21 protein-coding genes and 1 pseudogene are annotated in these 22,193 nt (G+C 59.0%); 7 read left to right on the top strand and 15 right to left on the bottom strand.

Annotated elements, in window-relative coordinates; genetic code table 11:
* The first annotated feature begins 10 nt into the window (after positions 1-10).
* The gene (locus tag ACIO0C_RS22250; RefSeq protein ID WP_401315266.1) at positions 11-592 is read left to right on the top strand and encodes a DinB family protein; all 582 of its coding nucleotides are present in this window, start codon (positions 11-13) and stop codon (positions 590-592) included.
* Positions 593-624: 32 nt separating this feature from the next.
* A pseudogene (locus ACIO0C_RS22245) lies at positions 625-687 on the top strand (GNAT family N-acetyltransferase); the annotation flags it as partial.
* A gap of 132 nt (positions 688-819) precedes the next feature.
* On the opposite strand, the gene ACIO0C_RS22240 reads toward ACIO0C_RS22245, so the two are convergent.
* The 4 genes from ACIO0C_RS22240 to ACIO0C_RS22225 all read right to left on the bottom strand — a co-directional run bounded on the left by ACIO0C_RS22240 (position 820) and on the right by ACIO0C_RS22225 (position 5,674).
* A complete protein-coding gene (locus ACIO0C_RS22240; RefSeq protein ID WP_401315264.1) occupies positions 820-1,035 on the bottom strand; it encodes a hypothetical protein in 216 nt (71 codons plus the stop codon).
* A gap of 107 nt (positions 1,036-1,142) precedes the next feature.
* On the bottom strand, positions 1,143-3,383 hold the full coding sequence (locus ACIO0C_RS22235; protein ID WP_401315263.1) for a TonB-dependent siderophore receptor: 2,241 nt from the start codon (positions 3,381-3,383) through the stop codon (positions 1,143-1,145).
* Positions 3,384-3,552: 169 nt separating this feature from the next.
* Positions 3,553-5,295, bottom strand: coding sequence for a phosphoethanolamine transferase CptA (locus tag ACIO0C_RS22230; protein WP_401315262.1), 1,743 nt, complete (start codon positions 5,293-5,295; stop codon positions 3,553-3,555).
* A gap of 202 nt (positions 5,296-5,497) precedes the next feature.
* Positions 5,498-5,674: a DUF6026 family protein gene (locus ACIO0C_RS22225; RefSeq protein WP_162837848.1), complete on the bottom strand. Its 177-nt coding sequence runs from the start codon at positions 5,672-5,674 to the stop codon at positions 5,498-5,500.
* A 272-nt stretch (positions 5,675-5,946) separates the two neighbouring features.
* On the opposite strand from ACIO0C_RS22225, the gene gnd reads away from it, so the two are divergent.
* Together gnd and zwf are read left to right on the top strand one after the other, a co-directional pair.
* The gene (gnd, locus tag ACIO0C_RS22220) at positions 5,947-6,927 is read left to right on the top strand and encodes a phosphogluconate dehydrogenase (NAD(+)-dependent, decarboxylating) (RefSeq protein WP_401315260.1); all 981 of its coding nucleotides are present in this window, start codon (positions 5,947-5,949) and stop codon (positions 6,925-6,927) included.
* A complete protein-coding gene (zwf, locus tag ACIO0C_RS22215; protein WP_401315258.1) occupies positions 6,924-8,447 on the top strand; it encodes a glucose-6-phosphate dehydrogenase in 1,524 nt (507 codons plus the stop codon). The genes gnd and zwf overlap by 4 nt, the downstream gene beginning before the upstream one ends.
* A gap of 110 nt (positions 8,448-8,557) precedes the next feature.
* Here the strand turns inward: zwf and nhaB are convergent, their stop codons facing one another.
* From nhaB to ACIO0C_RS22200, 3 genes are all read right to left on the bottom strand, one after another.
* Entirely contained in the window at positions 8,558-10,060 is a 1,503-nt protein-coding gene (gene nhaB / locus ACIO0C_RS22210) for a sodium/proton antiporter NhaB (protein ID WP_401315256.1), read from the bottom strand.
* 78 nt (positions 10,061-10,138) lie between these two features.
* Complete coding sequence (locus ACIO0C_RS22205) at positions 10,139-11,428, bottom strand: hypothetical protein (protein WP_401315254.1); 1,290 nt, start codon at positions 11,426-11,428, stop codon at positions 10,139-10,141.
* Positions 11,429-11,711: 283 nt separating this feature from the next.
* On the bottom strand, positions 11,712-11,978 hold the full coding sequence (locus ACIO0C_RS22200; RefSeq protein ID WP_401315253.1) for a hypothetical protein: 267 nt from the start codon (positions 11,976-11,978) through the stop codon (positions 11,712-11,714).
* 343 nt (positions 11,979-12,321) lie between these two features.
* On the opposite strand from ACIO0C_RS22200, the gene ACIO0C_RS22195 reads away from it, so the two are divergent.
* Positions 12,322-13,647, top strand: a complete 1,326-nt coding sequence (locus ACIO0C_RS22195) for a sigma 54-interacting transcriptional regulator (protein WP_401315252.1) — start codon at positions 12,322-12,324, stop codon at positions 13,645-13,647.
* A gap of 173 nt (positions 13,648-13,820) precedes the next feature.
* Here the strand turns inward: ACIO0C_RS22195 and ACIO0C_RS22190 are convergent, their stop codons facing one another.
* The 8 genes from ACIO0C_RS22190 to pnuC form a co-directional block, all read right to left on the bottom strand.
* Complete coding sequence (locus tag ACIO0C_RS22190; protein ID WP_401315251.1) at positions 13,821-15,101, bottom strand: hypothetical protein; 1,281 nt, start codon at positions 15,099-15,101, stop codon at positions 13,821-13,823.
* A 46-nt stretch (positions 15,102-15,147) separates the two neighbouring features.
* Complete coding sequence (locus ACIO0C_RS22185; protein ID WP_401315249.1) at positions 15,148-15,894, bottom strand: hypothetical protein; 747 nt, start codon at positions 15,892-15,894, stop codon at positions 15,148-15,150.
* Positions 15,895-15,928: 34 nt separating this feature from the next.
* Positions 15,929-16,609 (bottom strand): C39 family peptidase, encoded by a 681-nt coding sequence (locus ACIO0C_RS22180; RefSeq protein ID WP_401315248.1) that lies wholly within the window; start codon positions 16,607-16,609, stop codon positions 15,929-15,931.
* A 61-nt stretch (positions 16,610-16,670) separates the two neighbouring features.
* Entirely contained in the window at positions 16,671-18,194 is a 1,524-nt protein-coding gene (locus ACIO0C_RS22175; protein ID WP_401315246.1) for a heme utilization protein, read from the bottom strand.
* A 51-nt stretch (positions 18,195-18,245) separates the two neighbouring features.
* Complete coding sequence (locus tag ACIO0C_RS22170; protein ID WP_401315245.1) at positions 18,246-18,818, bottom strand: adhesin; 573 nt, start codon at positions 18,816-18,818, stop codon at positions 18,246-18,248.
* A gap of 1 nt (position 18,819) precedes the next feature.
* Entirely contained in the window at positions 18,820-19,257 is a 438-nt protein-coding gene (locus tag ACIO0C_RS22165) for a hypothetical protein (protein ID WP_401315343.1), read from the bottom strand.
* Positions 19,258-19,589: 332 nt separating this feature from the next.
* The gene (locus ACIO0C_RS22160; RefSeq protein ID WP_401315341.1) at positions 19,590-20,114 is read right to left on the bottom strand and encodes an AAA family ATPase; all 525 of its coding nucleotides are present in this window, start codon (positions 20,112-20,114) and stop codon (positions 19,590-19,592) included.
* A complete protein-coding gene (gene pnuC, locus ACIO0C_RS22155; RefSeq protein ID WP_401315243.1) occupies positions 20,111-20,674 on the bottom strand; it encodes a nicotinamide riboside transporter PnuC in 564 nt (187 codons plus the stop codon). Before pnuC ends, ACIO0C_RS22160 begins: the two co-directional genes overlap by 4 nt.
* 272 nt (positions 20,675-20,946) lie before the next feature.
* Here pnuC and ACIO0C_RS22150 point away from each other — a divergent pair, with 272 nt between their 5' ends.
* The gene (locus tag ACIO0C_RS22150; protein ID WP_401315242.1) at positions 20,947-21,777 is read left to right on the top strand and encodes an undecaprenyl-diphosphate phosphatase; all 831 of its coding nucleotides are present in this window, start codon (positions 20,947-20,949) and stop codon (positions 21,775-21,777) included.
* On the top strand, positions 21,774-22,184 hold the full coding sequence (locus ACIO0C_RS22145; protein WP_401315240.1) for a DUF1294 domain-containing protein: 411 nt from the start codon (positions 21,774-21,776) through the stop codon (positions 22,182-22,184). Before ACIO0C_RS22150 ends, ACIO0C_RS22145 begins: the two co-directional genes overlap by 4 nt.
* Positions 22,185-22,193 lie beyond the last annotated feature (9 nt).

Raw genomic sequence — 22,193 nt, 5'->3', positions numbered from 1 at the left:
AGGCGTGAACATGAATCAACCCCTGTCACACCATTTGTTGACCATGGCCTATCAGAATGCCTGGGCCAATCACCGGCTGGCCAAGGCCTGGTGCCAGTTGAGCCAGGAGCAGCTGGCGGCGTCCCGGATCAGCTTCTTTGCGAGTCTGAGCGCGACCCTCAACCACATCCTGACCTGCGACTGGTTCTACGTGGATGCCCTTGAGCGCGAGTTGCGCGGCGATGATCCCCATCCTGATTGCTACGTGTTCTTCAAGGACGACGAGCCGTATACCCAAGCCGTCGACCTCAAGCGAGAACAGGCGCAAGTCGACCGTCGCCTGATTGCCTACTGCGAGCAAATGCGCGACGCCGACCTGGGCAAGATCGTGACCATCGCCCGGGACACGCCGCAATACGACAGCCGCTTGCGCCTGCTGTCGCATCTTTTCGAGCATCAGATTCATCATCGCGGGCAGGTCCACGCGATGCTCAGTGGAACTTCGGTGAAGCCGCCGCAGCTCGACGAATTCTTCTGCGCGGGTGAGTCGCACCTGCGGTCTGAGGATTTTGCCGAGCTGGGATGGACTGAAGCGTTGATCTGGGGGCATTAAGATCAAAAGATCGTCCGAACGCGGTCCGAGCCCCGGGTGAGTTGGCCAAGCGCCCCCATGCGTTCAGCGTGCTGGCCTTTGTCGGCGGCGAGCCGGGCGAGTTCGATCCGGCACATGGGCGCATGATGTTCTGGATCAGCCCCCTTTAATCCAGGCAAAAAAGGGCGTCCATCAGGACGCCCAACAGAAGTCTCTGACCGAAGAGCAAACGGTCAGAGGTGTAGCAATCATTTCGGCCGGTAGGATTCGGTCATTTGCGCGGTTTGATCGTCGGGCACCCGCAGCTCTTTCGCCTGCTCTGGCGTGATGTTGCCCAGTGCCACTTGCTGGTTGTAGTGCAAGGTTGCGTAGTAGTAGCGCATGCGTTCAGCCCCGCCTTCGGCAAAGGCGCTGGTAGAGCCCAGTGTCATCAGGACCGCGAGGATCAAGGTAGATCTTTTCATGGTGTGCCTCCCACTTACAGATGTCGGATGCCTTTCGTCCATGAGTCAATGAATCAAAGTCGAGCGCTCATTATCCGCCGATTCCGTTAAATGGGAATTAACATCGCCTAGAGCTTCCAGTCGAGGCTCAGGGTCACCGTGCGCGGGTCACCCCAATACACGCCGTTGTAGAAACCGACGTTGTCGTAGTACTTCTTGTCGAACAGGTTGTTGACGTTCAACGAGGCCGACAGGTGCCGGTCGAATTCGTAGCGCGACATCAGGTTGACCACGGTGTAGGCCTCCTGGCCGATGTCCGTCCGTTCGGTGATCACGCTGCCATCGGCACGGCGCCCGACCGGGCGATTGGCGCCGCGGTAAATGTCGCTCTGCCAGTTCACCGCAGCCCCTACGGTCAGCGCCTGCCACTCACCGGGCAGGTGCCAGGCCGTGGAGTAGCGGAACATGTTCAACGGTTGAACCGTGTTGATCCGTTGGTTTTCACCGTCGACCGAATGGGTGTAGGTGTAACCTGCGGTCATGTTCCAGCCCTCCATGACTTCGCCTGACAGCTCGGCTTCGAAGCCTTGCACCTTGTTGCCTTTACCGCTGGATTTGTAGAACTCCTCGCCGGTGACCGGGTCCGGTGGCACCGAGTCATCCAGTTGCGCAACGTTGTCCTGCTTGCTCCAGAACAGCGCGGTGGCCAGGTTCAAGCGCTCTTCCAGCAGGCTGCCCTTGAGGCCCAGTTCATAATTGCTGCCCACCACCGGCTCGAGATATTTGCGATTGCTGTCGCGGTTGGTCTGCGGTTTGAAAATGTCGGTATAGCTGACGTAAACGGTGTACTCCGGGGTCAGGTCGTAAAGCAGTCCGGCGTAGGGCGTCCACATGTCGTTTTGTTGCTGGCTGCTGTGATCGATGCCGCTCAGTTTCAGGTTGGCGTCGTAGCTGTTGGTGGTGGTCGAAGTTTTCCAGCTCCCATAGCGGCTGCCGAGGACAGCGTGCAGTTCATCGGTGAGGTTCAGGCGCGTGGCCAGGTAGCCGGCTTTCTGCCGGGTATAGTCTTTCGAGCCGGTCAGGCTGGTAACGGTGTCGGGGAATTTGCCGATATTGCCCATGTATTTCCAGTCAGGGACATTTTCATAATCTGCAGCCCTCGGGCCATCCACCGTGTAAGGCGAATCCTCGCGGCGCTCGGCCTCGCCATAACCCACCATCAATTCGTGTTCGAGACCCAGCAGCGCGTAGGGGCCAGAGACATTGAAGTCATAGGCTTTCATTTTTTGCGTGCCGATCATGTGGCTGACGTTGGCGACCATGCCGCTGCGGTCCGCCTCGGGGAAGCCGCCACCTGCGTAGTAGATCTTGCCGTCGGTGTCACTTTCACGGTGGGTGTAGGCGGCCTTGAACTGCCACCCGCCGCCGAGCTGGTGATCGAGGTTGGCGAACGCGGTCTTGTCCTTGAGCGGCCAGGAACTCCAGGACGTGGCCATGTTGGTCGAGCGCCCAAGGTTGGCCTTGCTGCCGTCGGCGTTCCAGTACGGCACCGTGCCCCAGGACGTGCCTTGCACGTGCTTGTTCTGATAGTCGTAACCCACCGCCAGCAGGGTGTCGTCGGTCAGCTCGGCCTCGAGCACCCCGTAGCCGACTTCCCGTTGCTGCTGGTATTTGTCCCGGTACGAATCGCTGTCGCGGTAAGCCACCACCCCACGACCGCGCAGGCGTCCGTCGAACGCCAGCGGGCCACCGACGTCCAGGTAGCTGTAGTAATCGTCGTAACTGCCGCCGCTGACACCGCTCTTGGCTTCCCACTGCGACGTGGGGCGTTTGCGCACCATATTGATGGTGGCCGAAGGATCGCCCGCGCCGGTGGTCAGGCCCGTTGCACCGCGTACCACTTCGATGTGGTCGTAGATGATGGTGTCGGAATCGGACTTCATGTAGCTGAAGGTATTCAACATGCCATCGATCTGGAAATTGTTGATGGTGTAGCCACGCGAGGAATAGCTGACCCGGTCCGAGTCGTTGTGCTGGACCACCACGCCTGTGGTCTGGCTCATGGCTTGGGAAAGGCTGCCGAGTTTGAAATCGTCCATTTGCTGGCGTGTGACCACGGAAACCGATTGCGGCGTGTCCTTGATCGTCAGGTTCAGGCGGGTGGCGGTGCTCATGGCACCGGTGGTGTACGACTCGGTGTTTTCGGTGGTGCTGCCCAGGCTCTGGGCGGTGACATTGGTGGCGCCGAGCATGAGGATTGGCGCCAGCGGGGCGCTTTCGGGCTCGGTTTCAGCCAGCAGATCCGGGCTCAGTGCGGCACCGCACAGGCCAAGGGTAAAAGTCATGGAACGGGTGATAGGCGCGAACATCGCGGCCGACTCCTTGTCGTCGAGGGAAAAATCCGTTTATGCAAAGACGAAGGAGGGGGGAGGGATTTAGGGGTAAACGAGAATAATTATTATTTTGGAGGTGTTTCTGCAACACAAAACAACTGTGGGAGCGGGCTTGCTCCCACAGGTTTGAATGACGTTGAAAGGGTTATTTTTGCACGACTTGCGGCGCAACTGCCGCCTTGGGCTTGATCAGGCTGAAATCGATCAACGGCCGCTGTTGCCGCTCGTAAGGGTTGCCGATCAGCAATGGCCGTGCCTTGAAGCTGTCACTGACCACACTCTTGCTGCGATCGAGTTCATCGAAGCTCAGGCCTGCCAGGTCTGCCCAGGTATGGATCAGGTGCGAGCTGCTGTATGGACGGTCAACGTCATCGGCAAAGTTCCAGTCGTGGGTTTCGCGCCATTTTGGCGAGGCCCACGCGATGAGCGGGATGGTGTACATCGGCGCCGTCGGTTTGCTCTCGTTGCGCCCGAGGGTGCCATGGCCAGGGGAGTCGAACACGTCTTCACCGTGATCGGAGAGGTACATCAAAAAGCCGTTCGGGTCAGACTTGGCGTAGTCCTTGATCAGGCTCGACACCACGAAGTCGTTGTACAGCACCGCGTTGTCATAGCTGTTGTACGTTGGCAGCTGATCGTCACGTACACCCGCCGGAACGCCGTTGCGGTCCTTGAACCTGTCGAAGGTCGCAGGGTAGCGGTACTGGTAGCTCATGTGCGTGCCCAGCAGATGCACCACGATCAGCTTGCGCGGTGCCGCGTCGGCCAGGGCCTTGTTGAACGGCTCGATTACGTCGCCATCGTACTGGGCGGCATTCTGGTTGCGGTTGTTGTTGAGGTACACCTGTTCGTCGGCCTGCTCGGAGAAGGTCGTGAGCATGGTGTTGCGCTTGGTCATGGTCTGCTGGTTGGTGATCCAGAACGTCTTGTAGCCGGCCTGTTTCATCATGGCCACCAGGGACGGCGTGGACAGGTACGCCTCAGGGTTTTCTTCGTCGGCGAAGGTCAGCACCTGTTGCAGCGCCTCGATGGTGTAGGGGCGCGGCGTGATGACGTTATCGAAGACCGCCAGTTGATCCTTTAGCTTGTCCAGTTCCGGGGTGGTTGGCCGAGGGTAGCCGTACAGGCTCATGCGCTGCCGGTTGGTGGACTCGCCAATCACCAGCACCAGGGTGGCGGGCTGGTCGGCCGTCGCATCCTTGAAGTTGTGCAGGGGCGCAGCCTTGCTCGCGCTGTGCAGCATCTGCTGCATGTTGGCCAGGGTATCGAGGTAGCGGTGATAAGCCACGGCCATCTGCCATGGCACCGCTGGCTCGATGCGGGTTTCGAATTTCTCGAAGCCTTCGGTGAAGCTGCCGGTACGAAGGGTGTGCTTGACCAGCGGATACCCGACCACGCCGACCACGATGGCGGTGGCCGCCACCAGTGCCTTGGTACGAGGCAAGTACACCGGGCGCACGCGTGTCCACAGGAAATAGCCGACCGCGGTGTGCGCAAGGAAGGCCGGAACCATCCACCAGGCAAAATACTGGGTCATGTATTCGCCGGCTTCGGACACGTTCGACTCGAACATGATGAAGATGACGCTTTGCGAGAATTCCTGCTGATAGATGAAGAAGTAACCGAGGCTGGCCATCGAGCACGCCCACAGCACCACGCCGATGACCGCGGCCATCACTCGGGTTTGGCGGGGGAACAACAGCATCGGCGCCAGCCAGATGGCGCTCATCACGAACGCCTGGCGAAAACCGGTGAAACCGGAGGTGCCGGTCAGTTGGATCAGCAGTTGGGTGATGCCGGAAAAATACCAGAAGAACAGGAACAACCAGAGAAATCCTGCCCAATCGAAACCTTTCGCAGACGAATCGCTGCGTTTAAACCAAGTCATTCAACGCTCCAGCCAGTAGTCAGTCGCACCGCCAGGCCACGCAGGCGCCGAAAAAAAAAACGGCGGCCGCGCGCAGTCCAGGCGGCGCACAATGCGCCGGAGTATCAACAAGCGAATGTGAAAACTTCGTGAGTTGCCGGGAGTAAAGGGGATATGGCGTGTCGGAAGCAGTGCAAGGCTGCTTCCGGTTTGGGCGGGAAGTTCAGGCGTGAGGTGCCCGCTGGGGCAGTGGCAAGGGCTGTTGGCCCTGGATCAGCAAGCGCAGTTGCGCCAGCTCCTGTTTCAACTGGTCGCGCTCGTCTTTCAACTGACGCAATTCTTCGCGACGGATAGTGACGTAAAGGGTTTGTGCTGGCAGTGCGGTGTGTACTGTGCCCATTGCTCACCTCGCAAATGGCGTGTCTCAACTGTAGTTGGCCGCCGAAATCGGTGGCTGAACTACTATCGGCGCCAATTTTGATTTCTTTTGCCCCCAAAGGGAACTTTTTTATTTTTCATGGTCGTTGTGTCTTCGGCACGATTCCCGACGTTATCCATCAGGATCGGGCACAATGCCCGGAAACTTCACGCCAACGCTCTGGACTAACCTCATGAGTCGCGGTGGGCTATAACCTTTGACACACTTTTATTTGTAGTAGGGAGCATCAGCACATGCAACTCGGGATTATTGGACTGGGCCGCATGGGCGGCAATATTGCGCGGCGCCTGATGCTCAACGGACATACCACCGTTGTGTACGACCGCAATACCGCCTTCGTCGATACCTTGAGCGCAGAGGGCGCCACCGGCGTCGCCGATCTGCCGGCCCTGGTTGCTGGCCTGGCCAAACCACGAGCGGTGTGGGTCATGCTGCCGGCAGGCGCACCGACCGAAGACACCATCGACACCCTGAGCACCTTGCTCGAAGCCGGCGATACCATTATCGACGGTGGCAACACCTTCTATAAGGACGACATCCGCCGGGCCAAGACCCTCTCGGAAAAAGGCCTGCACTACATCGACGTCGGCACCTCCGGCGGCGTCTGGGGCCTGGAGCGCGGTTATTGCATGATGATCGGCGGCGATACCGAAACCGTGAAGCGTCTTGATCCGCTGTTCGAAAGCCTCGCTCCGGGCATGGGCGATATCCCGCGCACCAAGGACCGCAAATCCGATGACGACCGTGCCGAGCGCGGTTACATCCACGCAGGTCCCGCCGGCGCCGGGCATTTCGTCAAGATGATTCACAACGGCATCGAATACGGCATGATGCAGGCCTTCGCCGAAGGTTTCGACATCCTCAAGACCAAATCCAGCACCCTGCTGCCGGAAGATCAACGTTTCGACCTGAACGTCGCCGACATTGCCGAAGTCTGGCGTCGTGGCAGCGTGGTGTCGTCCTGGCTGCTGGACTTGACTGCCGACGCCCTGGCCAGCGATCCGAAACTCGACGGTTACTCCGGTTCCGTGGCGGACAGCGGAGAGGGTCGCTGGACTGTCGAAGCAGCCATGGAGCAAGCAGTGCCGGCAACCGTGCTGACGACCGCTCTGTTCTCGCGCTACCGATCCCGTGGGCAAGGCACCTTTGGTGACAAGATCCTCTCGGCCCAGCGCTTCGGCTTCGGTGGCCATGTGGAGACTGCGAAAAAATGACCCACGGGATCCGCAGGAAATCCAAGACTGAACCCGCGCCACCTACCACGCTGTTCCTGTTCGGCGCCCACGGTGATCTGGTCAAGCGCCTGCTGATGCCGGCGCTGTACAACCTCAAGCGCGACGGTTTACTTGGGGATGGCCTGCGGATCGTCGGCGTTGACCACAACGCCATCAGCGATGAAGGCTTCGCCAAGAAGCTCGAAGACTTCATTCGCAGCGAGGTGGCCGGCAAGGTCGGCAAGGGCGATCAGTCCCTTGATCCGGACTTGTGGGCCCGACTCGCCAAAGGTATCAGCTACGTCCAGGGCGATTTCCTGGACGACAGCACCTATCAAGCGCTGGCGGCAAAAATCGCCGACAGCGGCACTGGCAACGCGGTGTTCTACCTGGCCACCGCGCCACGTTTTTTCAGTGAAGTGGTGCGCCGACTCGGCGCATCCGGTCTGCTCGAAGAAAGCCCGGAAGCATTCAGGAGGGTGGTGATCGAAAAGCCCTTCGGTTCCGATCTGCCGACGGCCGAAGCCTTGAACGCCTGCTTGCTCAAGGTCATGTCGGAAAAGCAGATCTACCGGATCGATCACTACCTGGGCAAGGAGACCGTGCAGAACATCCTGATCAGCCGGTTTTCCAACAGCCTGTTCGAAGCCTTCTGGAACAACCATTACATCGACCACGTGCAAATCACCGCCGCCGAAACCGTCGGCGTCGAAACCCGTGGCAGTTTCTACGAAAACACCGGCGCCCTGCGGGACATGGTGCCCAATCACCTGTTCCAGTTGCTGGCGATGGTGGCCATGGAACCACCGGCTGCATTTGGCGCCGACGCGGTCCGTGGCGAGAAGGCCAAGGTGGTCGGCGCGATTCGTCCCTGGTCGGTCGAAGAGGCCCGGGCCAATTCGGTGCGGGGTCAGTACACCGCAGGGGACGTCGATGGCAAATCCCTGCCGGGCTATCGCCAGGAAGACAGGGTCGCGCCTGACAGCAACACCGAAACCTATGTGGCCCTAAAGGTCATGATCGACAACTGGCGTTGGGTCGGCGTGCCGTTCTACCTGCGTACCGGCAAGCGCATGAGCGTGCGCGACACCGAGATCGTCATCTGTTTCAAACCTGCGCCTTATGCGCAGTTTCGCGATACCGAGGTCGATGAGCTGGCGCCGACCTACCTGCGCATCCAGATCCAACCCAACGAAGGCATGTGGTTCGACCTGCTGGCCAAGCGGCCCGGCCAGGCCCTGAAGATGGACAACATCGAACTGGGGTTCGCCTACAAGGATTTCTTCGAGATGCAGCCGTCCACCGGCTACGAAACCCTGATCTACGATTGCCTGACGGGCGATCAGACCCTGTTTCAGCGCGCCGACAACATCGAGAACGGCTGGCGTGCGGTGCAGCCTTTCCTCGACGCCTGGCAGCAGGATGCCAGCGTGCAGGCCTATGCCGCGGGCGAAAACGGACCGCAAGCCGCCGAAGAACTGCTGGCTCGCGACGGTCGCACCTGGCACGGCCTCGGCTAACAAAACGCATCTTTGTAGGAGCTGCCGCGGGCTGCGATCTTTTGACTTTGTTTTTAAAAGACAAGATCAAAAGATCGCAGCCTTCGGCAGCTCCCACAGGGGGTGTGGGCTTACAGCCAGAAAGTCACGGCGTACCAACCAAGAACACCCATCACCACCGTATACGGCAACGCCATCCACACCATCCGCCCGTACGACAGGCGAACCAGCGGTGCAATCGCCGAGGTCAGCAGGAACAGGAACGCTGCCTGGCCATTGGGCGTCGCCACGCTGGGCAGGTTGGTGCCGGTGTTGATCGCGATCGCCAGCGTTTCGAAATGTTCGCGGCTCATGTGCCCGGAGAGGAACGCCTGTTTCACTTCGGTGATGTAGATGGTCGCCACGAACACGTTGTCGCTGATGGCCGAGAGCAGGCCGTTGGCGATGTACAGCATGCCCGGTTGCTGGTCGGCGGGCAGGGCCAGCACCCAATGGATCAATGGCGTGAACAGCTGTTGATCATGGATCACCGCCACCACGGCGAAGAACACCACCAGCAATGCCGTGAAGGGCATGGCGTCCTTGAACGCGTTGCCCAGGCGGTGCTCGTCGGTGATGCCGGTGAACGCGGTGATCAGCACGATCACCATCAACCCGATCAGGCCCACTTCGGCCACGTGAAAGGCCAGCCCGGCAATCAGGATCAGGGCTGCCACACCCTGCACGAGCAACGCTGCACGCTGGCGTGAAGTGCGCTCGGCATTGTCCTGGGCGGCGTAATTGGCCAGCACGCTGCGTACGTTGTCCGGCAGCAACGTGCCGTAGCCAAACCAGCGCAGTTTCTCCAGCAGGGCACAGGTGACCAGGCCCGCGACCAGCACCGGCAAGGACACCGGCGCGATCTTCAGGAAAAACTCGGCGAAGTGCCAGCCCATTTCATGGCCAATCAGCAGGTTCTGCGGTTCGCCCACCAGCGTACACACGCCACCCAGCGCTGTGCCTACGGCACCGTGCATCAGCAGGCTGCGCAAGAACGCGCGGAACTGCTCGAGGTCGGCGTGATGCAGGGTGGGCAAGTGCTGGTCATCACTGAATGAGCTGTCCTGGCGCGGATCACTGCCCGAGGCGACGCGGTGGTACACCGAGTAAAACCCGACGGCGGCGCTGATGATCACCGCGGTCACGGTCAGGGCATCGAGAAACGCCGACAGGAACGCCGACAAAAAGCAGAACATCAACGCCAGCAGGGCCTTGCTGCGCACCCCGAGCAGCAGGCGCGAGAACAGGAACAGCAGCAGGTCTTTCATGAAGTAGATACCCGCGACCATGAACATCAGCAGCAGGATCACCGGGAAGTTGTGCAGCAACTCGTCATAGAGCGCCTGGGGCGTGGTCATTTTCAGCAACAGCGCCTCGACCAGCAGCAAGCCGCCGGGCATCAGCGGATAGCATTTGAGGGCCATGGCCAAGGTGAAAATGAACTCCAGCACCAGCAACCAGCCCGCCACCACCGGGCCTGCGGCCCATAAGGTCACGGCGTTGAGCAGCAGGAAACCGACAATGCAGGCCTTGTACCAGCGCGGTGAGTTGCCGAGAAAATTGTGCGCGAACGCCTGGGCCATCGAGCCGGACATCGGCTACTCCTTGTATTAAGAAGCGCGCAACTTGCCGTAAGCTGGACAGAAGATCAAGCGTAGGAAAAGTCCATCGAATCAAGCCAGGTAGCGTGCGACGATCGCCCGAGAGCTGCCGTCCAGGGAATAGCCGCCGACGAGGATGTTACCGTCGTCCTGCACCGCGATCGAAGTGGCCGTGTCGAGGCTGCGGCCCAGGCGGGTGCGCACCCATCCGTTGCCGTCACCGAAATCGCCATCGAGCTGGCCGCCGGGCAGGTATCGACCCAATACAAAGTCGGCCTCGACACCGCCAATGGTGGCGCCGGCGGTCAATACGCTGCCGTCCGGTTGCACCTGGGCGGCGATCCACTGGCAGCCGCTGTGGCCGATTGACAGCAAATGCGCCTGGCCGCCGTTGCAATGATGGTCCGGGCGACCATTGGCGTGGATTTTCAGGGCCAGGCAGCGCATGGGGTCGCGGCTGCTGCCAAAACATTGCACGTCGCCGTTGTCCCGCTGGACGATCTGGCTGACCTGGGCACCCTGTCCGCAGGCCTTGAAACTCATGAAGCCATCCACGGCGAAACTGTTATCCAGGCTGCCATCGGCGTGATAGCGGGCCACCAGGCCTTCTTCTGGAAAGTTGATCGACCCACCCACCAGGATGCGGCCGTCGCGTTGCACCGTTACGCTGCTGAGCCAGGTATTCATCAGCAGGTGCCTGACCATCACAAAACCACGGCCATTGAAGGCGCTGTCCAGCGTGCCATCGGCGTTCAGGCATATCAGCATGGCGGCATGATCGGCCAGTTCGAAATGATGATTGGCCACCAGCAGTATCCGACCGTCCTGCTGTACGTCGACGCTGCAGGCCTCGGCGCCCGGCACGCCTGGAGGCAGCCAGACATCGCGCATGCCCCGGGACAGGTTGCCTGGCAGGCGCACCACACAGCGGCCATTGTCGCCAAAACGCTGGACCGGGTGACCGAGCGAGTCAAACAGCGCCAGGGCGGGGAGCGTGCGGTGATCGCTTTCGTATTGCAGGCCGGCGATCAGGATGTGCCCATTGGGCAACACCTGCACCTTGCCTGCCATGGCCTCGAAGCCCGGTTCGAATTGCCCGATGACGCTGCCTTGATTGCCAAACGCCAGGTCCGCCGAACCGTCCTTGAGCAAGCGCGCCAGGCCAAAGCGGCTACCGCCAGGCAGGGTGACCTTGGCTGCCACCAGTAACCGGCCCTGTGAGTCAATCGCGATGTCGTTGGCCAGACTTGAAGTGCTGCCGAAAAAATACACCTGGGCGGTGCCCTTGGCAGCGAAGGTGGTGTCGAGCTTTCCGGCAGGCTGGACGGTTGCGGGGAAAGCCAGAACGGACTGGATTGACATGCACGCATCTCCTTGCAAGTCGTCCTGATCCAGAAGTTGGGCGGTGTCGACTGTTAAGAGAATATTCAATCCCTGAATGATTGAATGCACAACTGTCAGAACTAACAGGTGGAGGGTCGTTGTGTGCCACAACAGTGTCTTTTCGAACCAAACGCAAGCCAGCAAAGAATAAAGGGTGCGCCGAAGTTCAAGTAAGAAAGCGTCTTAAATGCAGTTGGAGTGTAAAACCACTCAACTAATGCCCGCGAAGGCGCGGATTACCCCGGAGTAATCCGCCCTACGATTATTGTGGCATCGACCACGATTGCAGCGTGTAGCCTTCTTCGCACAATTCGGCGCGGGCTTGTTGCAGCAGGCATTCAAGCTGCACTGGATCGGAATAGGCGCTGCTGGGGATCTGTTTGCGTCCAATATTGTTGTTGGTGCGGTCGATAACAGTGAGGGTCAGTTCGCCATTACCGTCCTGTGGGGCCCAGGCCACGCATTTGAAAGGTTTGAATGCGCGGTCGGCAATCAGCAGAGCTTCGTTGACACGGAGCGGGGCGTTCATAGGTCGTCTCTCTATAGGCCCAATCAAGTCAATTGCCGTCGGTTGGGCTTACCGCTCGGCTGGTTACTTGTACTGATGCCCGCAACCGGGGTTCAGGTCACACACATTCAAAAGAAATTTCAACTTTCTTCTAATCCCCGGGCAAACAAGCAGGTGTTGAAAGCGTAATGAAAGAAAACATTCGTCAGGTCGTTGGAAAAACCCGTTTCTTATAACTCTTTGCGTACCAGGCCTATAGTCAAACGGTACAAGCGCCCGTCAAATTCTTGCTAACGTTACAGCCAGGTCCGCCAAATGACTGTTTTTAATAAAAAATCCTAAAATTTGGCGTCAAGGAAATCACATGAGCGAAGCGCCTGCGTTACGTCGTCTATTGGTGGTGGATCCCTGCGACGACTGCCATCGTCTGTTACCGGGATTACGTTCCGTGGGTTGGGACGTTGACAGCTGCTCGCTGGACAACGCCGCCGATCGTAGCTGTGACGTGGGCTTGTTACGATTACAGCCCTTTCATCTCGAGCATCCGGATACGGTCAAAGAGGTGATCAGCCGCAGCGGTACCGAGTGGATCGCCGTGCTTAATCAGGATGTCCTGCGGCTACAGAATGTCGGAGACTTTGTCTGCGAGTGGTTTTTCGATTTTCATACCTTGCCGTTCGATGTCTCCAGGGTCCAGGTCACGCTGGGTCGGGCCTTTGGCATGGCGCGCCTGCGCGGGCAGGGCACGGTTCATATCGATCAGCCCGAGCACGAGTTGCTGGGCGACAGCAAGCCCATACGCGAACTGCGCAAATTACTGAGCAAGCTGGCGCCCACCGAGTCGCCGGTGTTGATTCGCGGTGAAAGCGGCACCGGTAAAGAGTTGGTGGCCCGCACGCTGCATCGACAATCCCTGCGCCATAGCAAACCCTTTGTCGCGATCAATTGCGGGTCCATTCCCGAGCACCTGATCCAGTCCGAACTGTTCGGCCACGAGAAAGGCGCCTTTACGGGCGCCCATCAGCGCAAGGTCGGGCGGATCGAGGCAGCCAACGGCGGCACGCTGTTTCTCGACGAGATCGGTGATCTGCCCCTTGAACTGCAGGCGAGTCTGTTGCGCTTCCTTCAGGAAAAACACATCGAGAGGGTGGGCGGCAGTCAGCCGATTCCCGTGGATGTGCGGGTGTTGGCGGCAACCCATGTTGATCTCGAGGCGGCGATCGAGAAGAAAAGCTTTCGCGAAGATCTGTATTACCGCCTGAACGTGTTGCAAGTCGCGACCGCGCCCCTGCGTGAGCGCAATGGCGACTTGTCGATGCTGGCCAACCATTTTTCCCATTTCTATAGCCGTGAAACCGGCCGCCGTCCGCGTAGCTTCAGTGAAGACGCCCTGATAGCCATGGGCAAGCATGACTGGCCGGGCAATGTGCGCGAACTGGCCAACCGGGTACGTCGCGGCTTGGTGCTGGCCGAAGGCCGGCAGATCGAAGCGAGAGACCTGGGGCTGATCAGCCATCACGCCATTGCCGCGCCGATGGGCACGCTGGAAGACTACAAGCACCGGGCAGAGCGCCAGGCCTTGTGTGATGTGCTTAACCGCCACAGCGATAACCTGAGCATCGCCGCCAAGGTGCTGGGGATATCCAGGCCGACCTTCTACCGATTGTTGCACAAGCATCAGATCCGCTAACCGCTACCTGCCTTGTAGGAAGCCAGGCATGCCGGCGAACCGGGCGCTGCGGTGTACCGGACGTACCGCGTTATCGTTCTTCGCGGGCAAGTCGGATCGCCGCACCGCTCGCTCCTGCAGGTATCAACAAAAACCCCGTTGCGAGTGAAATCGCAACGGGGTTTTGTCGTGGGTCAGAAGTAGTACGGGAATTTCAGGCTGAAGGAGAAGTCCGGCGAGTCGTCGGTCAGGCCGATGGCCAGGTTGGGAACGATCGTCAGGTTGTCGGAGGCGGCCAGGGTCATGCCGATGTTGAAGTTGGCCGAGTTGTAATCGCTGTTGGAAATCGATTGCCAGTCGCCGCCGTCCGGCTTGATCTTGCTCTTGCGGGCGAACTGGTCGGTGAACGAGAACGACATACTCATCTTCTCGTTCAAGGCGAACGCAATACCGGCGCCGATCTGCCAGGAGTCGCCCAGCTTCACGTCCCCGGGTACCTTGGTGTTGACTGTAGGGCTGATGTCGCTGAAAGAGTCCTCCATGTTGTAGGTGTAGGACAGACTGCCGAACAATACGGCCGGGTCGAAGGTCTTGACCAGCGAGATACCCGGGGTGATCGACCAGACACCATTGCCGGTAGGCAAGTCTTCGGGTACTGCGAGGTTATCGTTGCCCGGAACCTCGACCAGTTTGATGCCGTAAGGGTCTTTCCCGGTCGGCGCCTTGACGCGCAGGGTCGCCACCGCGTCGGGCAGGTTGACCGACTCATCGAGGAACTTGTAGGCAACGCCAACGTTTACGTCGCCAATGGCCGGGTCGCGGGTGACGGTTTCATCTGTAACCCCGTTGGCGGCGCCACCGGCGCCACCGGAGGAATACGTCGATTCGCGATAGACCACGGGCACGTTAATGTCGAACTGCCAGCGTTGGGCCACGTTGTAGCGGGCGGTCAGGTCCAGGGTCCAGTTATCCGCCTTGATGCGGTCCAGGTTGATGTTGCCGAGGAAAATCGAGTCCAGTGCCAGGAAGCCGTTAAGTGTCAGCGCACGGGTATCGTAGTGCGTATAGGTCAGGCCGGTTTCGACGCTGAACTTGCCGCCGCCGAAGAACCCGCTGGCTTCGTCGTACAGGTTGGAAACACTTTGCGCCGGTTGCGAGTCATCCTTGAGCGACTGCCCGTACGAACTGCCGGTGGTCCCGGGCGCGCCGGCAGCCACCGTCTGGCCACTTCTGGGCGCTTCGGCGGGGGATTTGGTCAGGCGTTTGGGCGCGGGTGTCGCCGGTGCTTCTTCGACTTGGCGAACGCGCTGTTCAAGGACCATCAGCGCGTTCTGTTGTGCTTCGTAACGCTGTTTCAACTCCATGAGTTCTTGTTTTAGTGCTTCGACCTGGGGGTCCGGTGCTGCGTATAGCAATGGGGCCGGTGCCAGGCTACTCAAACAGACGATAACTCTAAACGTTAACGATCGGTGCATGGGTTAGCCGTCCCTTCTGACTACAGATGATGAGACTGAGCGTAGATCAGAATCCTTGAGTGCGAAGACCTTTGAGCTGGTCCAGGTTGCCGTTGAACGAACCGGCTGACGCCACGTTGTCACGCAGCACGACATTGAAGGACGTGTAGTTCCTGACCTGGTTGCTGCTGCCGAGTAACGTCGTGTTCTGCATCAACCCACCCTGGGCCAGGCGTTGTACGGTACTGCCCTGGTTGTTGTTGGCCGCGATGTTCATTTGCACACCGGTACCGCTCGAGGAAACGCTCAGCGAGCCGGCGCCATTGGAGCCGACCAACGTCGAGCCTGCGGCCAGTGCCTGGCCTTGCTGTTGCGTTGCTGGCGCCTGGTTGGCCTTGGTGACGTTGATATCGACGTAGTTGTAGGCACTGTTGTTGTCGCCGGCAGCCCGTACGACTTGAGTGACGCCCTCGGTGCTGTTCAGGCCGGCGCCGCCCGTGACGGTACCTGTGCCGGTGCTGTGGGTACTCGCCGAGCCATTACCTTTTTCGTCGATCATCGACACATAGAACTGCGGCTTGATGGTCGATTGCTGAATTTGCATCGAGGACGTTGCCCCGATCACTTCACCGTTGGCGTTTTGCCAGGTGCTGGTCATGGCGATGCCGAAACTGATGATCCGTCCCGGCATGACATAACGACCGCGCAGGCTTGCCAGTTCCTGGTCGCTCAGTTCAATGGGCTTCAATATTTCTGCATGGATCGGCAGGCTGGCGGCCAGGCAAACCACGGCCAGCCAGATTGGAGTCTTCATTGGATACTCCCGGAGCGTCGTGCTCCTTTTGTTATTAGAAGAAGTCGCTTTGAATGAATCCGAAATCCATCAACTCGGCGTCCTGCACCGGGCTGAAGGCGTTGACGCGGTTCTTGGCGGTCAGTGGCAGGGGCGGGTCGAGCAACGCGTTGTTTTTGTCGTAGCCCTGGCCGATGACGGCAAAGATGATGCCGTTCCAGCCTTTGATAAAGTCATCGACTTTGTAGCGTTTATGCCCCAGTACCGGGTCGCCGATATAGACCCAGTCGTTTTGGACTCTTTGCATGACCACAAAGTGTTTGTAACCACGTATGTCCAGGAGTACCACTACAGGTATTCTGATCTCTTTCAACGATTCCGGTGAAACCCGGTAGCCACGGGCGCGCATGCCGATACTTTCCACGTAGCGCTTCATGTCGAGCATGGAGAAGCCCTGGACGCGGACCAGATCCTGATCGGAGTGTGCCAGCATGCCTTCGATGATTTGTTCTTCGTCTACGTCCAGCCAGTAGGCTTGGCGCAAGATGGTTGCCAGCGCAGCTGCGCCGCAACTGAAGTCGGTTTTCTGTTGCACCAGGTCGGCAAATTTGCGCTCGCGTACGCTCTGGATCGGCTTGTACACCAGCGCACCGCCCGGCAGGACGGACAGCGGCAGCTGTGCAGCCTCGATCACACTGGACACGCAAAGCAAAATTGCCAAGGCGATAATACGCATGGTGGGACGCCTTCTGGTCGGGTTGAAAAAGGCCCCCGGAAGGGGGCCTCTGCAGACAGCATTAGAACGATTGGTTGGAGATGGCCAGCGAGTTGCTTTGTTGGTTGCCCACACCAGCCGCCACGTTGACACCCAGGTTGCCGCTGCCGCCGTTCACCGAACCACTCAGGGTTGCAGTGTTGGTCACAGGGTTGGCCCAGCCAGTTGGAGTCAGCACTTGATAAGAGTAGGTGTTACTCAGATCATACGAGCTGCTTTCACTCCAGCTTTTCGCTTTTGCGTACTCGGATTCGGACGACTTGCTGCCCGATTTGTCGTACGACGAAGCGTTCGCTTTCTCGAACGAAGTATCGAACGATTTTTCGAACGAGGAATCGCGCGATTTGTCGTACGAGGATTCACGGGATTTTTCGTACGAGGTGTCGAACGACTTGTCGAACGAGGATTCGCGAGACCTGTCAAACGAGGATTCGCGCGATTTGTCGAACGATTTGTCTACCGACACGTCAAGCGATGCGCTAAGCGAAGCGCTAAGCGATGCGTCGGACTCTCTGCTGCGGGTGCGATCGCCAAAACCGTAGTTGACGGTCGTGGAGCTGGAGGACGCCGCCGCAGCGTCCAGGGAAGCGTCCAGGGAAGCATTCAAAGAAGCACTCGATGAACCGCTTGCACTGCTGCTATTGGAACCACTTGCAGCGCTGCTGTTGGAACCGCTTGCATCCAGGCTGAAGGCACCGCTTGCGCTGCTGCTGTTGGAACCGCTGGCATTACTGCTTTTGGAACCGCTTGCATCCAGGCTGAAGGAACCGCTGGCACTGGAGTTCTTGGACCCGGCAGCGGCCCAGCTCGACGAAGCGCTTTGACTGCCGCTGGCTTCGAAGGACTTCTCGCGAGAGGCGCTACCACTAGCGGTTTTGGTAACCGTAATGGTATCTACGCGATAGGTCCGGTCAGCGGTGTTGTTCACGATCAAGCCAGGACCGTCCTGATTGGCGGAGGCGGTGGCTCTTGCGTTACCGAGTGGAGCATTGGTATTGGCAATTGCCATAGTGTTTTTCTGTTGGTTCAGATCGCCGGCAGCAATGTTGACACCCACATTACCGCTGCTGCCGTCGGCGGATCCACTCATCACGGCAGAGTTGGTTACGCCGAAGTTGTCGACGCGGTTACGGTTGCTGTATTGCCTCACGTCGGCAGTGGCAGTGGCCGTGCCGAACACGAAGCTGTTGTCGATCGCGGCGTTGTCGGAGGCTGCGTTGGCGATGGCGGCGGCGTTGTCTTGCTGGTTACCGTTACCTGCTGCCACGTTGACGCCGACGTTGCCGCTTGCGCCCTGGGCCGAACTGCTCATCTCGGCTGAGTTTTCCACCCCTTCATTCCAGATGCGGTTGTTGGTGCTGCTTTGTCTGTCCCTTGCTTCGGCAGTCGCACTGATAGGGACCATTTTTGCAGGAGGGGTGTGATGCCCGCCGTTGTGATGGCCATGGTGATTGCCACGCCGATCGTTTTGCCCAGCTTGTACAGCAACAGCCATGACCGCAGCAATTGCGAAAACCAGAGGCTTTAATGCCATCGAAGGTTTCATGGTGATTCTCCGTACTTATTTTAGGTTAAGTGTTGTTATTACCTGTTTGGGTCAGTCCACGACCCGTACGCTGAGGGTGTTGGCCATTCGGTTTCCCACCCCGGCGCTCTGATTCAACTGAATGAGCCCACGGCTACCGGTGAAAGCCTGGTCACTGGTAGTGACTTGGCGATAGCCTGGTGCGGAGTCAGTTGGATCGGAGTTGTAGAGCAGCGTCACGTTCTGTTGCATGAGGACGCTGTCATCGATACTTTGCGGCTGTGCACTGGTGCTGATCCGCAGCGCATTGGCTTGCTGGTTGCTGGCACCCGCGCTCTGGTTGACGCCCAACGCGCCATTGCCATGGCTGAAGGAGTCGCCTTGAATGCTGGATCGAGCATCCATATTGGGGTCGACAATGGTGCGTAACCGTTGGCGAATCTCAGTGGTCGCGCTTGCGTTGTGACCCCCGGCGATGGCCCGGGCATTAGCCTGTTGCTGCAGGTCACCGGCCGCCTGGTTGACCGCGAAGTTGCCCTGGTACTGCGCGCCCGAACCGTCGATGTCGGCGTTATTGATGACGGGGGATTGGGCGAAGGTCGATGCACTGCAAAACATGGCGAACATCAGCAGCGTACGCTTCATCTCAACGGTCTCCCGTTATGATTCTCAGGGCACCCAGGCCCTGTTGGACGTTGGAATTGACCATGTTGGCAATGCCGCTGCCGGAATTGCCCGACCGCCCGGCGGGGAGGTTGGAAAGCTGTGTCTGGGTGCCGATATTGCCGCCCAGGTTGTTGGTGTTTTGCGTCACCAGGCGGGAGATGCCTGCACCACTGGCGACGCCGGCAAAGTCACCGTCGCTCAACTCGTTCGTTTGAGCGAGGATCTGCTTGGACGGGTTGGCGTTCGCGGTCGTGGGGTTGGGGTCGGGGACGAGCGCTGGAACGGTTGCGTTGCGCACCTGGACATCACGCTTGATGATGATGATGCCGTTGTCAGCTTGTACAGGCAGGCAGACCGTTGAGCTCAATGCGCATCCGACCAGCAGGAGACTATAGAGACGGTTATCAAATTTCCCCACGACGGCAATTCCTTCTGTAAGTGGAACGCTGGCCCTTATCAGCGTTGCAGGGGAAGAGAGCAGAAGGTGTGCCGTTTTTTGTTTTGCTTTTAATAACAGTGGCTTGGCTTTAACTGTTGAGGTGATGAAAAACACTTTGTAACGTCATTGAGACAAAGCCAGGCAAAAGCGCCGTCCATGCTGGCGGCATTGCTCGCTAAGGTCGTATCAGGCAGGTTGTATCAGTGGCTTAACATTTTCTGGCGAAAATGCACTAACCGCTTTAGCTCGAGGGTTTGCGCAGGGGAGGGTGTTTCAGGAATGGACGTTTTCGGTAGGGCGTGGCCGCCCTGTCAAGCCGTGAGCAAGCGCGCGACAGCGTCGAATGCCGCGTCCTTGCGCTGTTGCCAGTCACCTTGCAGTACCTGAAAAGGCTTGCGGTGCAGGTCTAGCCACTGACGGCTGGCCTGGAAAAATGCTTGGCGTTCTGCCAGTTGTGGTTGGCAACGCTGACCGTCGTCATGCCAGGCCACTGTCTCGGGGCTTAGCAGCAGGTGCAGGTCGTAATGGCGCTCCTGCAATGTCTGCTCGATCCAAGTCGGGCAATCGCCAAACAACGTGCGACTCCATAGCATGTTGCTCAACAGGTGTGTATCGAGAATCAACAGGGAAGGCTGTTTTGCGCGAGCCTCATCTTCCCAAGTCAGCTGGCCAAGTGCTATGGGCGTGATGTCTTCGTAGGAGGTTAGCCGGGCTTCATTATCGATGAAATACCGAACGTACTCGCCGACCAATATGCCGCCGAAGTTGGCGTGAATCTCGTTCGCGAGCCAGCTTTTGCCGCTCGATTCCGGTCCTGCCAGCACCAGCACTTTCATGGGCACAGCAGCGGATCGCTGCGCCATGTGCGCCAGCCTTGAATGGCCAGAAGGAAAAACAGGAAATACAGGGCCGCCGTCAGGTACATCCCTTTATAGAGGAACAGGCCGACGAAAACACAGTCCAGGACGATCCACAGCGGCCAGCACTGCAGGCGCTTTTGCGCCATCCACCATTGCGCCACCAGGCTGAAGGCCGTGAGGGCGGCGTCGAGCCAGGGTTGCGCGGCATCGGTCCAGTGCGCCATGGCGGCGCCCAGCAACAGACTGCCGAGCGCGCCAAGGGCCAAGCCGAACGCCACCGCTTGCCCATCCAGCCGGCTGACCTCGCGCCTGTGATGCGCCTGGCCTGCGCGGGTCCACTGCCACCAGCCATAGATCTGCAGCGCGGCATAGATCACTTGCAGCAACATGTCCGAATACAGCTTGACCTCGAAAAAGATCCAGCTGTAGATCAGCACCATGACCAGACCGATCGGCCAGCACCAGGGGTTCTGTTTAACCGTCAACCAGACGGCAATGACGCCGAGGGTGGCGGCAAACAGTTCAAGCCCGGACATGCAGGTTCCTTGGAGAAATCGAAGAGGGGGCGATTGTAACCGGATTACGGCGAAGAGGCTTGTTGCAGCGCTTCCCCGGTGTCGACAACGCGGCAGCGAAACGCGCACTTGTCTGCTAGGATTTCGTCCCCGCGCGCAAAAACCTGAAATCAAACTGATTTTTCACGAAACGCTCGAATTTTTTGCGTAGGCTTGTGCGCGCGGGACGAAACGAAAACGGCTTTGAATAAATTAACGGGGCATGCGTCGACGCATAGCCTTTTGGGGGATTGATGGATCTTTGGACGGCCTTTCAGGCTTTGATTCTTGGCGTTGTAGAAGGGCTGACGGAGTTCTTGCCCATTTCCAGTACCGGGCACCAGATTATTGTCGCCGACTTGCTCAATTTTGGTGGCGAGCGTGCCATGGCGTTCAACATTATTATCCAGCTCGGCGCCATCCTGGCGGTAGTCTGGGAGTTTCGTCGCAAGATTTTCGACGTGGTCGTCGGCCTGCCGACGCAGCCCAGTGCCCGGCGCTTTACTGCCAACCTGCTGATAGCTTTCCTGCCGGCAGTGGTTCTCGGGGTGATTTTCGCCGACCTGATTCACCACTACCTGTTCAACCCGATCACAGTGGCCACGGCATTGGTCGTGGGCGGGATCGTCATGTTGTGGGCTGAAAAGCGCAAGCACGAAGTGCATGCCGAAAGCGTCGATGACATGACCTGGAAAGACGCCCTTAAAGTCGGCCTGGCCCAGTGCCTGGCGATGATTCCGGGCACCTCGCGCTCCGGCTCGACGATCATCGGCGGCCTGTTGTTCGGCCTGTCGCGCAAGACCGCTACCGAGTTTTCCTTCTTCCTGGCCATGCCGACCATGGTGGGGGCGGCAGTGTACTCGGGCTACAAATACCGCGACCTGTTCGTGCCGTCTGACTTCCCGGTGTTTGCGGTGGGCTTCGTCACGGCGTTCATCTTCGCGATGATTGCGGTCAGGGGCTTGCTCAAGTTCATCGCCAGCCACAGCTACGCGGCATTTGCCTGGTATCGCATTGCGTTCGGCTTGCTGATCCTGGCCACCTGGCAGTTCGGTTGGGTCGACTGGACCGCGGTCAAGCCATGAGCGATGCCAACGCACGCAACGGGGCAGGCATCCGCAATGTGCGCCTGAAACTGTTGATGTTCGCCTTGTTGTGCGCGTTGCCGTTGTTCGGTTCGGTGTCGTTATGGCTGCTGGGGGTTTCACTGATTCCCCTGGCAGCCTACGGCATCGTCAGCGTGCTGGCGTTCCTGCTGTACTGGCGCGACAAGCGCAAGGCGCGCCTTGATCACTGGCGCACGCCGGAAAACGTCCTGCATGCGCTGGAGTTCGCCGGCGGCTGGCCGGGGGCCTTGCTCGCGCAGCAAGTGTTTCGGCACAAGACGCGCAAGGTGTCATTTCAACTGGTGTTCTGGATCATCGTCCTGCTGCACCAGGTGTTCTGGATCGACCGGTTGTTCCTGGGCGCGCAGCTGTTCGCGCTGTTCTGATCCAGACGC

The organism is Pseudomonas sp. NPDC087336 (assembly GCF_044744285.1).
Taxonomy (GTDB): Bacteria; Pseudomonadota; Gammaproteobacteria; order Pseudomonadales; family Pseudomonadaceae; genus Aquipseudomonas.
Note: the sequence above shows the minus strand (reverse complement) of the source record. Positions and strands in the feature narration are given on the sequence as shown.

Excerpts from the sequence above, each read along its gene's own strand:
- ACIO0C_RS22160 (WP_401315341.1), bottom strand. The coding sequence starts at position 20,114 with ATGAAAGTGCTGGTGCTGGCAGGACCGGAATCGAGCGGCAAAAGCTGG.
- ACIO0C_RS22195 (WP_401315252.1), top strand. The coding sequence starts at position 12,322 with ATGAGCGAAGCGCCTGCGTTACGTCGTCTATTGGTGGTGGATCCCTGC.
- ACIO0C_RS22180 (WP_401315248.1), bottom strand. The coding sequence starts at position 16,609 with ATGCGTATTATCGCCTTGGCAATTTTGCTTTGCGTGTCCAGTGTGATC.
- ACIO0C_RS22235 (WP_401315263.1), bottom strand. The coding sequence starts at position 3,383 with ATGTTCGCGCCTATCACCCGTTCCATGACTTTTACCCTTGGCCTGTGC.
- ACIO0C_RS22190 (WP_401315251.1), bottom strand. The coding sequence starts at position 15,101 with ATGCACCGATCGTTAACGTTTAGAGTTATCGTCTGTTTGAGTAGCCTG.
- nhaB (WP_401315256.1), bottom strand. The coding sequence starts at position 10,060 with ATGTCCGGCTCGATGGCCCAGGCGTTCGCGCACAATTTTCTCGGCAAC.
- pnuC (WP_401315243.1), bottom strand. The coding sequence starts at position 20,674 with ATGTCCGGGCTTGAACTGTTTGCCGCCACCCTCGGCGTCATTGCCGTC.
- ACIO0C_RS22230 (WP_401315262.1), bottom strand. The coding sequence starts at position 5,295 with ATGACTTGGTTTAAACGCAGCGATTCGTCTGCGAAAGGTTTCGATTGG.
- gnd (WP_401315260.1), top strand. The coding sequence starts at position 5,947 with ATGCAACTCGGGATTATTGGACTGGGCCGCATGGGCGGCAATATTGCG.
- ACIO0C_RS22250 (WP_401315266.1), top strand. The coding sequence starts at position 11 with ATGAATCAACCCCTGTCACACCATTTGTTGACCATGGCCTATCAGAAT.
- ACIO0C_RS22175 (WP_401315246.1), bottom strand. The coding sequence starts at position 18,194 with ATGAAACCTTCGATGGCATTAAAGCCTCTGGTTTTCGCAATTGCTGCG.
- ACIO0C_RS22145 (WP_401315240.1), top strand. The coding sequence starts at position 21,774 with ATGAGCGATGCCAACGCACGCAACGGGGCAGGCATCCGCAATGTGCGC.
- ACIO0C_RS22225 (WP_162837848.1), bottom strand. The coding sequence starts at position 5,674 with ATGGGCACAGTACACACCGCACTGCCAGCACAAACCCTTTACGTCACT.
- ACIO0C_RS22170 (WP_401315245.1), bottom strand. The coding sequence starts at position 18,818 with ATGAAGCGTACGCTGCTGATGTTCGCCATGTTTTGCAGTGCATCGACC.
- ACIO0C_RS22240 (WP_401315264.1), bottom strand. The coding sequence starts at position 1,035 with ATGAAAAGATCTACCTTGATCCTCGCGGTCCTGATGACACTGGGCTCT.
- ACIO0C_RS22185 (WP_401315249.1), bottom strand. The coding sequence starts at position 15,894 with ATGAAGACTCCAATCTGGCTGGCCGTGGTTTGCCTGGCCGCCAGCCTG.
- ACIO0C_RS22200 (WP_401315253.1), bottom strand. The coding sequence starts at position 11,978 with ATGAACGCCCCGCTCCGTGTCAACGAAGCTCTGCTGATTGCCGACCGC.
- zwf (WP_401315258.1), top strand. The coding sequence starts at position 6,924 with ATGACCCACGGGATCCGCAGGAAATCCAAGACTGAACCCGCGCCACCT.
- ACIO0C_RS22150 (WP_401315242.1), top strand. The coding sequence starts at position 20,947 with ATGGATCTTTGGACGGCCTTTCAGGCTTTGATTCTTGGCGTTGTAGAA.
- ACIO0C_RS22205 (WP_401315254.1), bottom strand. The coding sequence starts at position 11,428 with ATGTCAATCCAGTCCGTTCTGGCTTTCCCCGCAACCGTCCAGCCTGCC.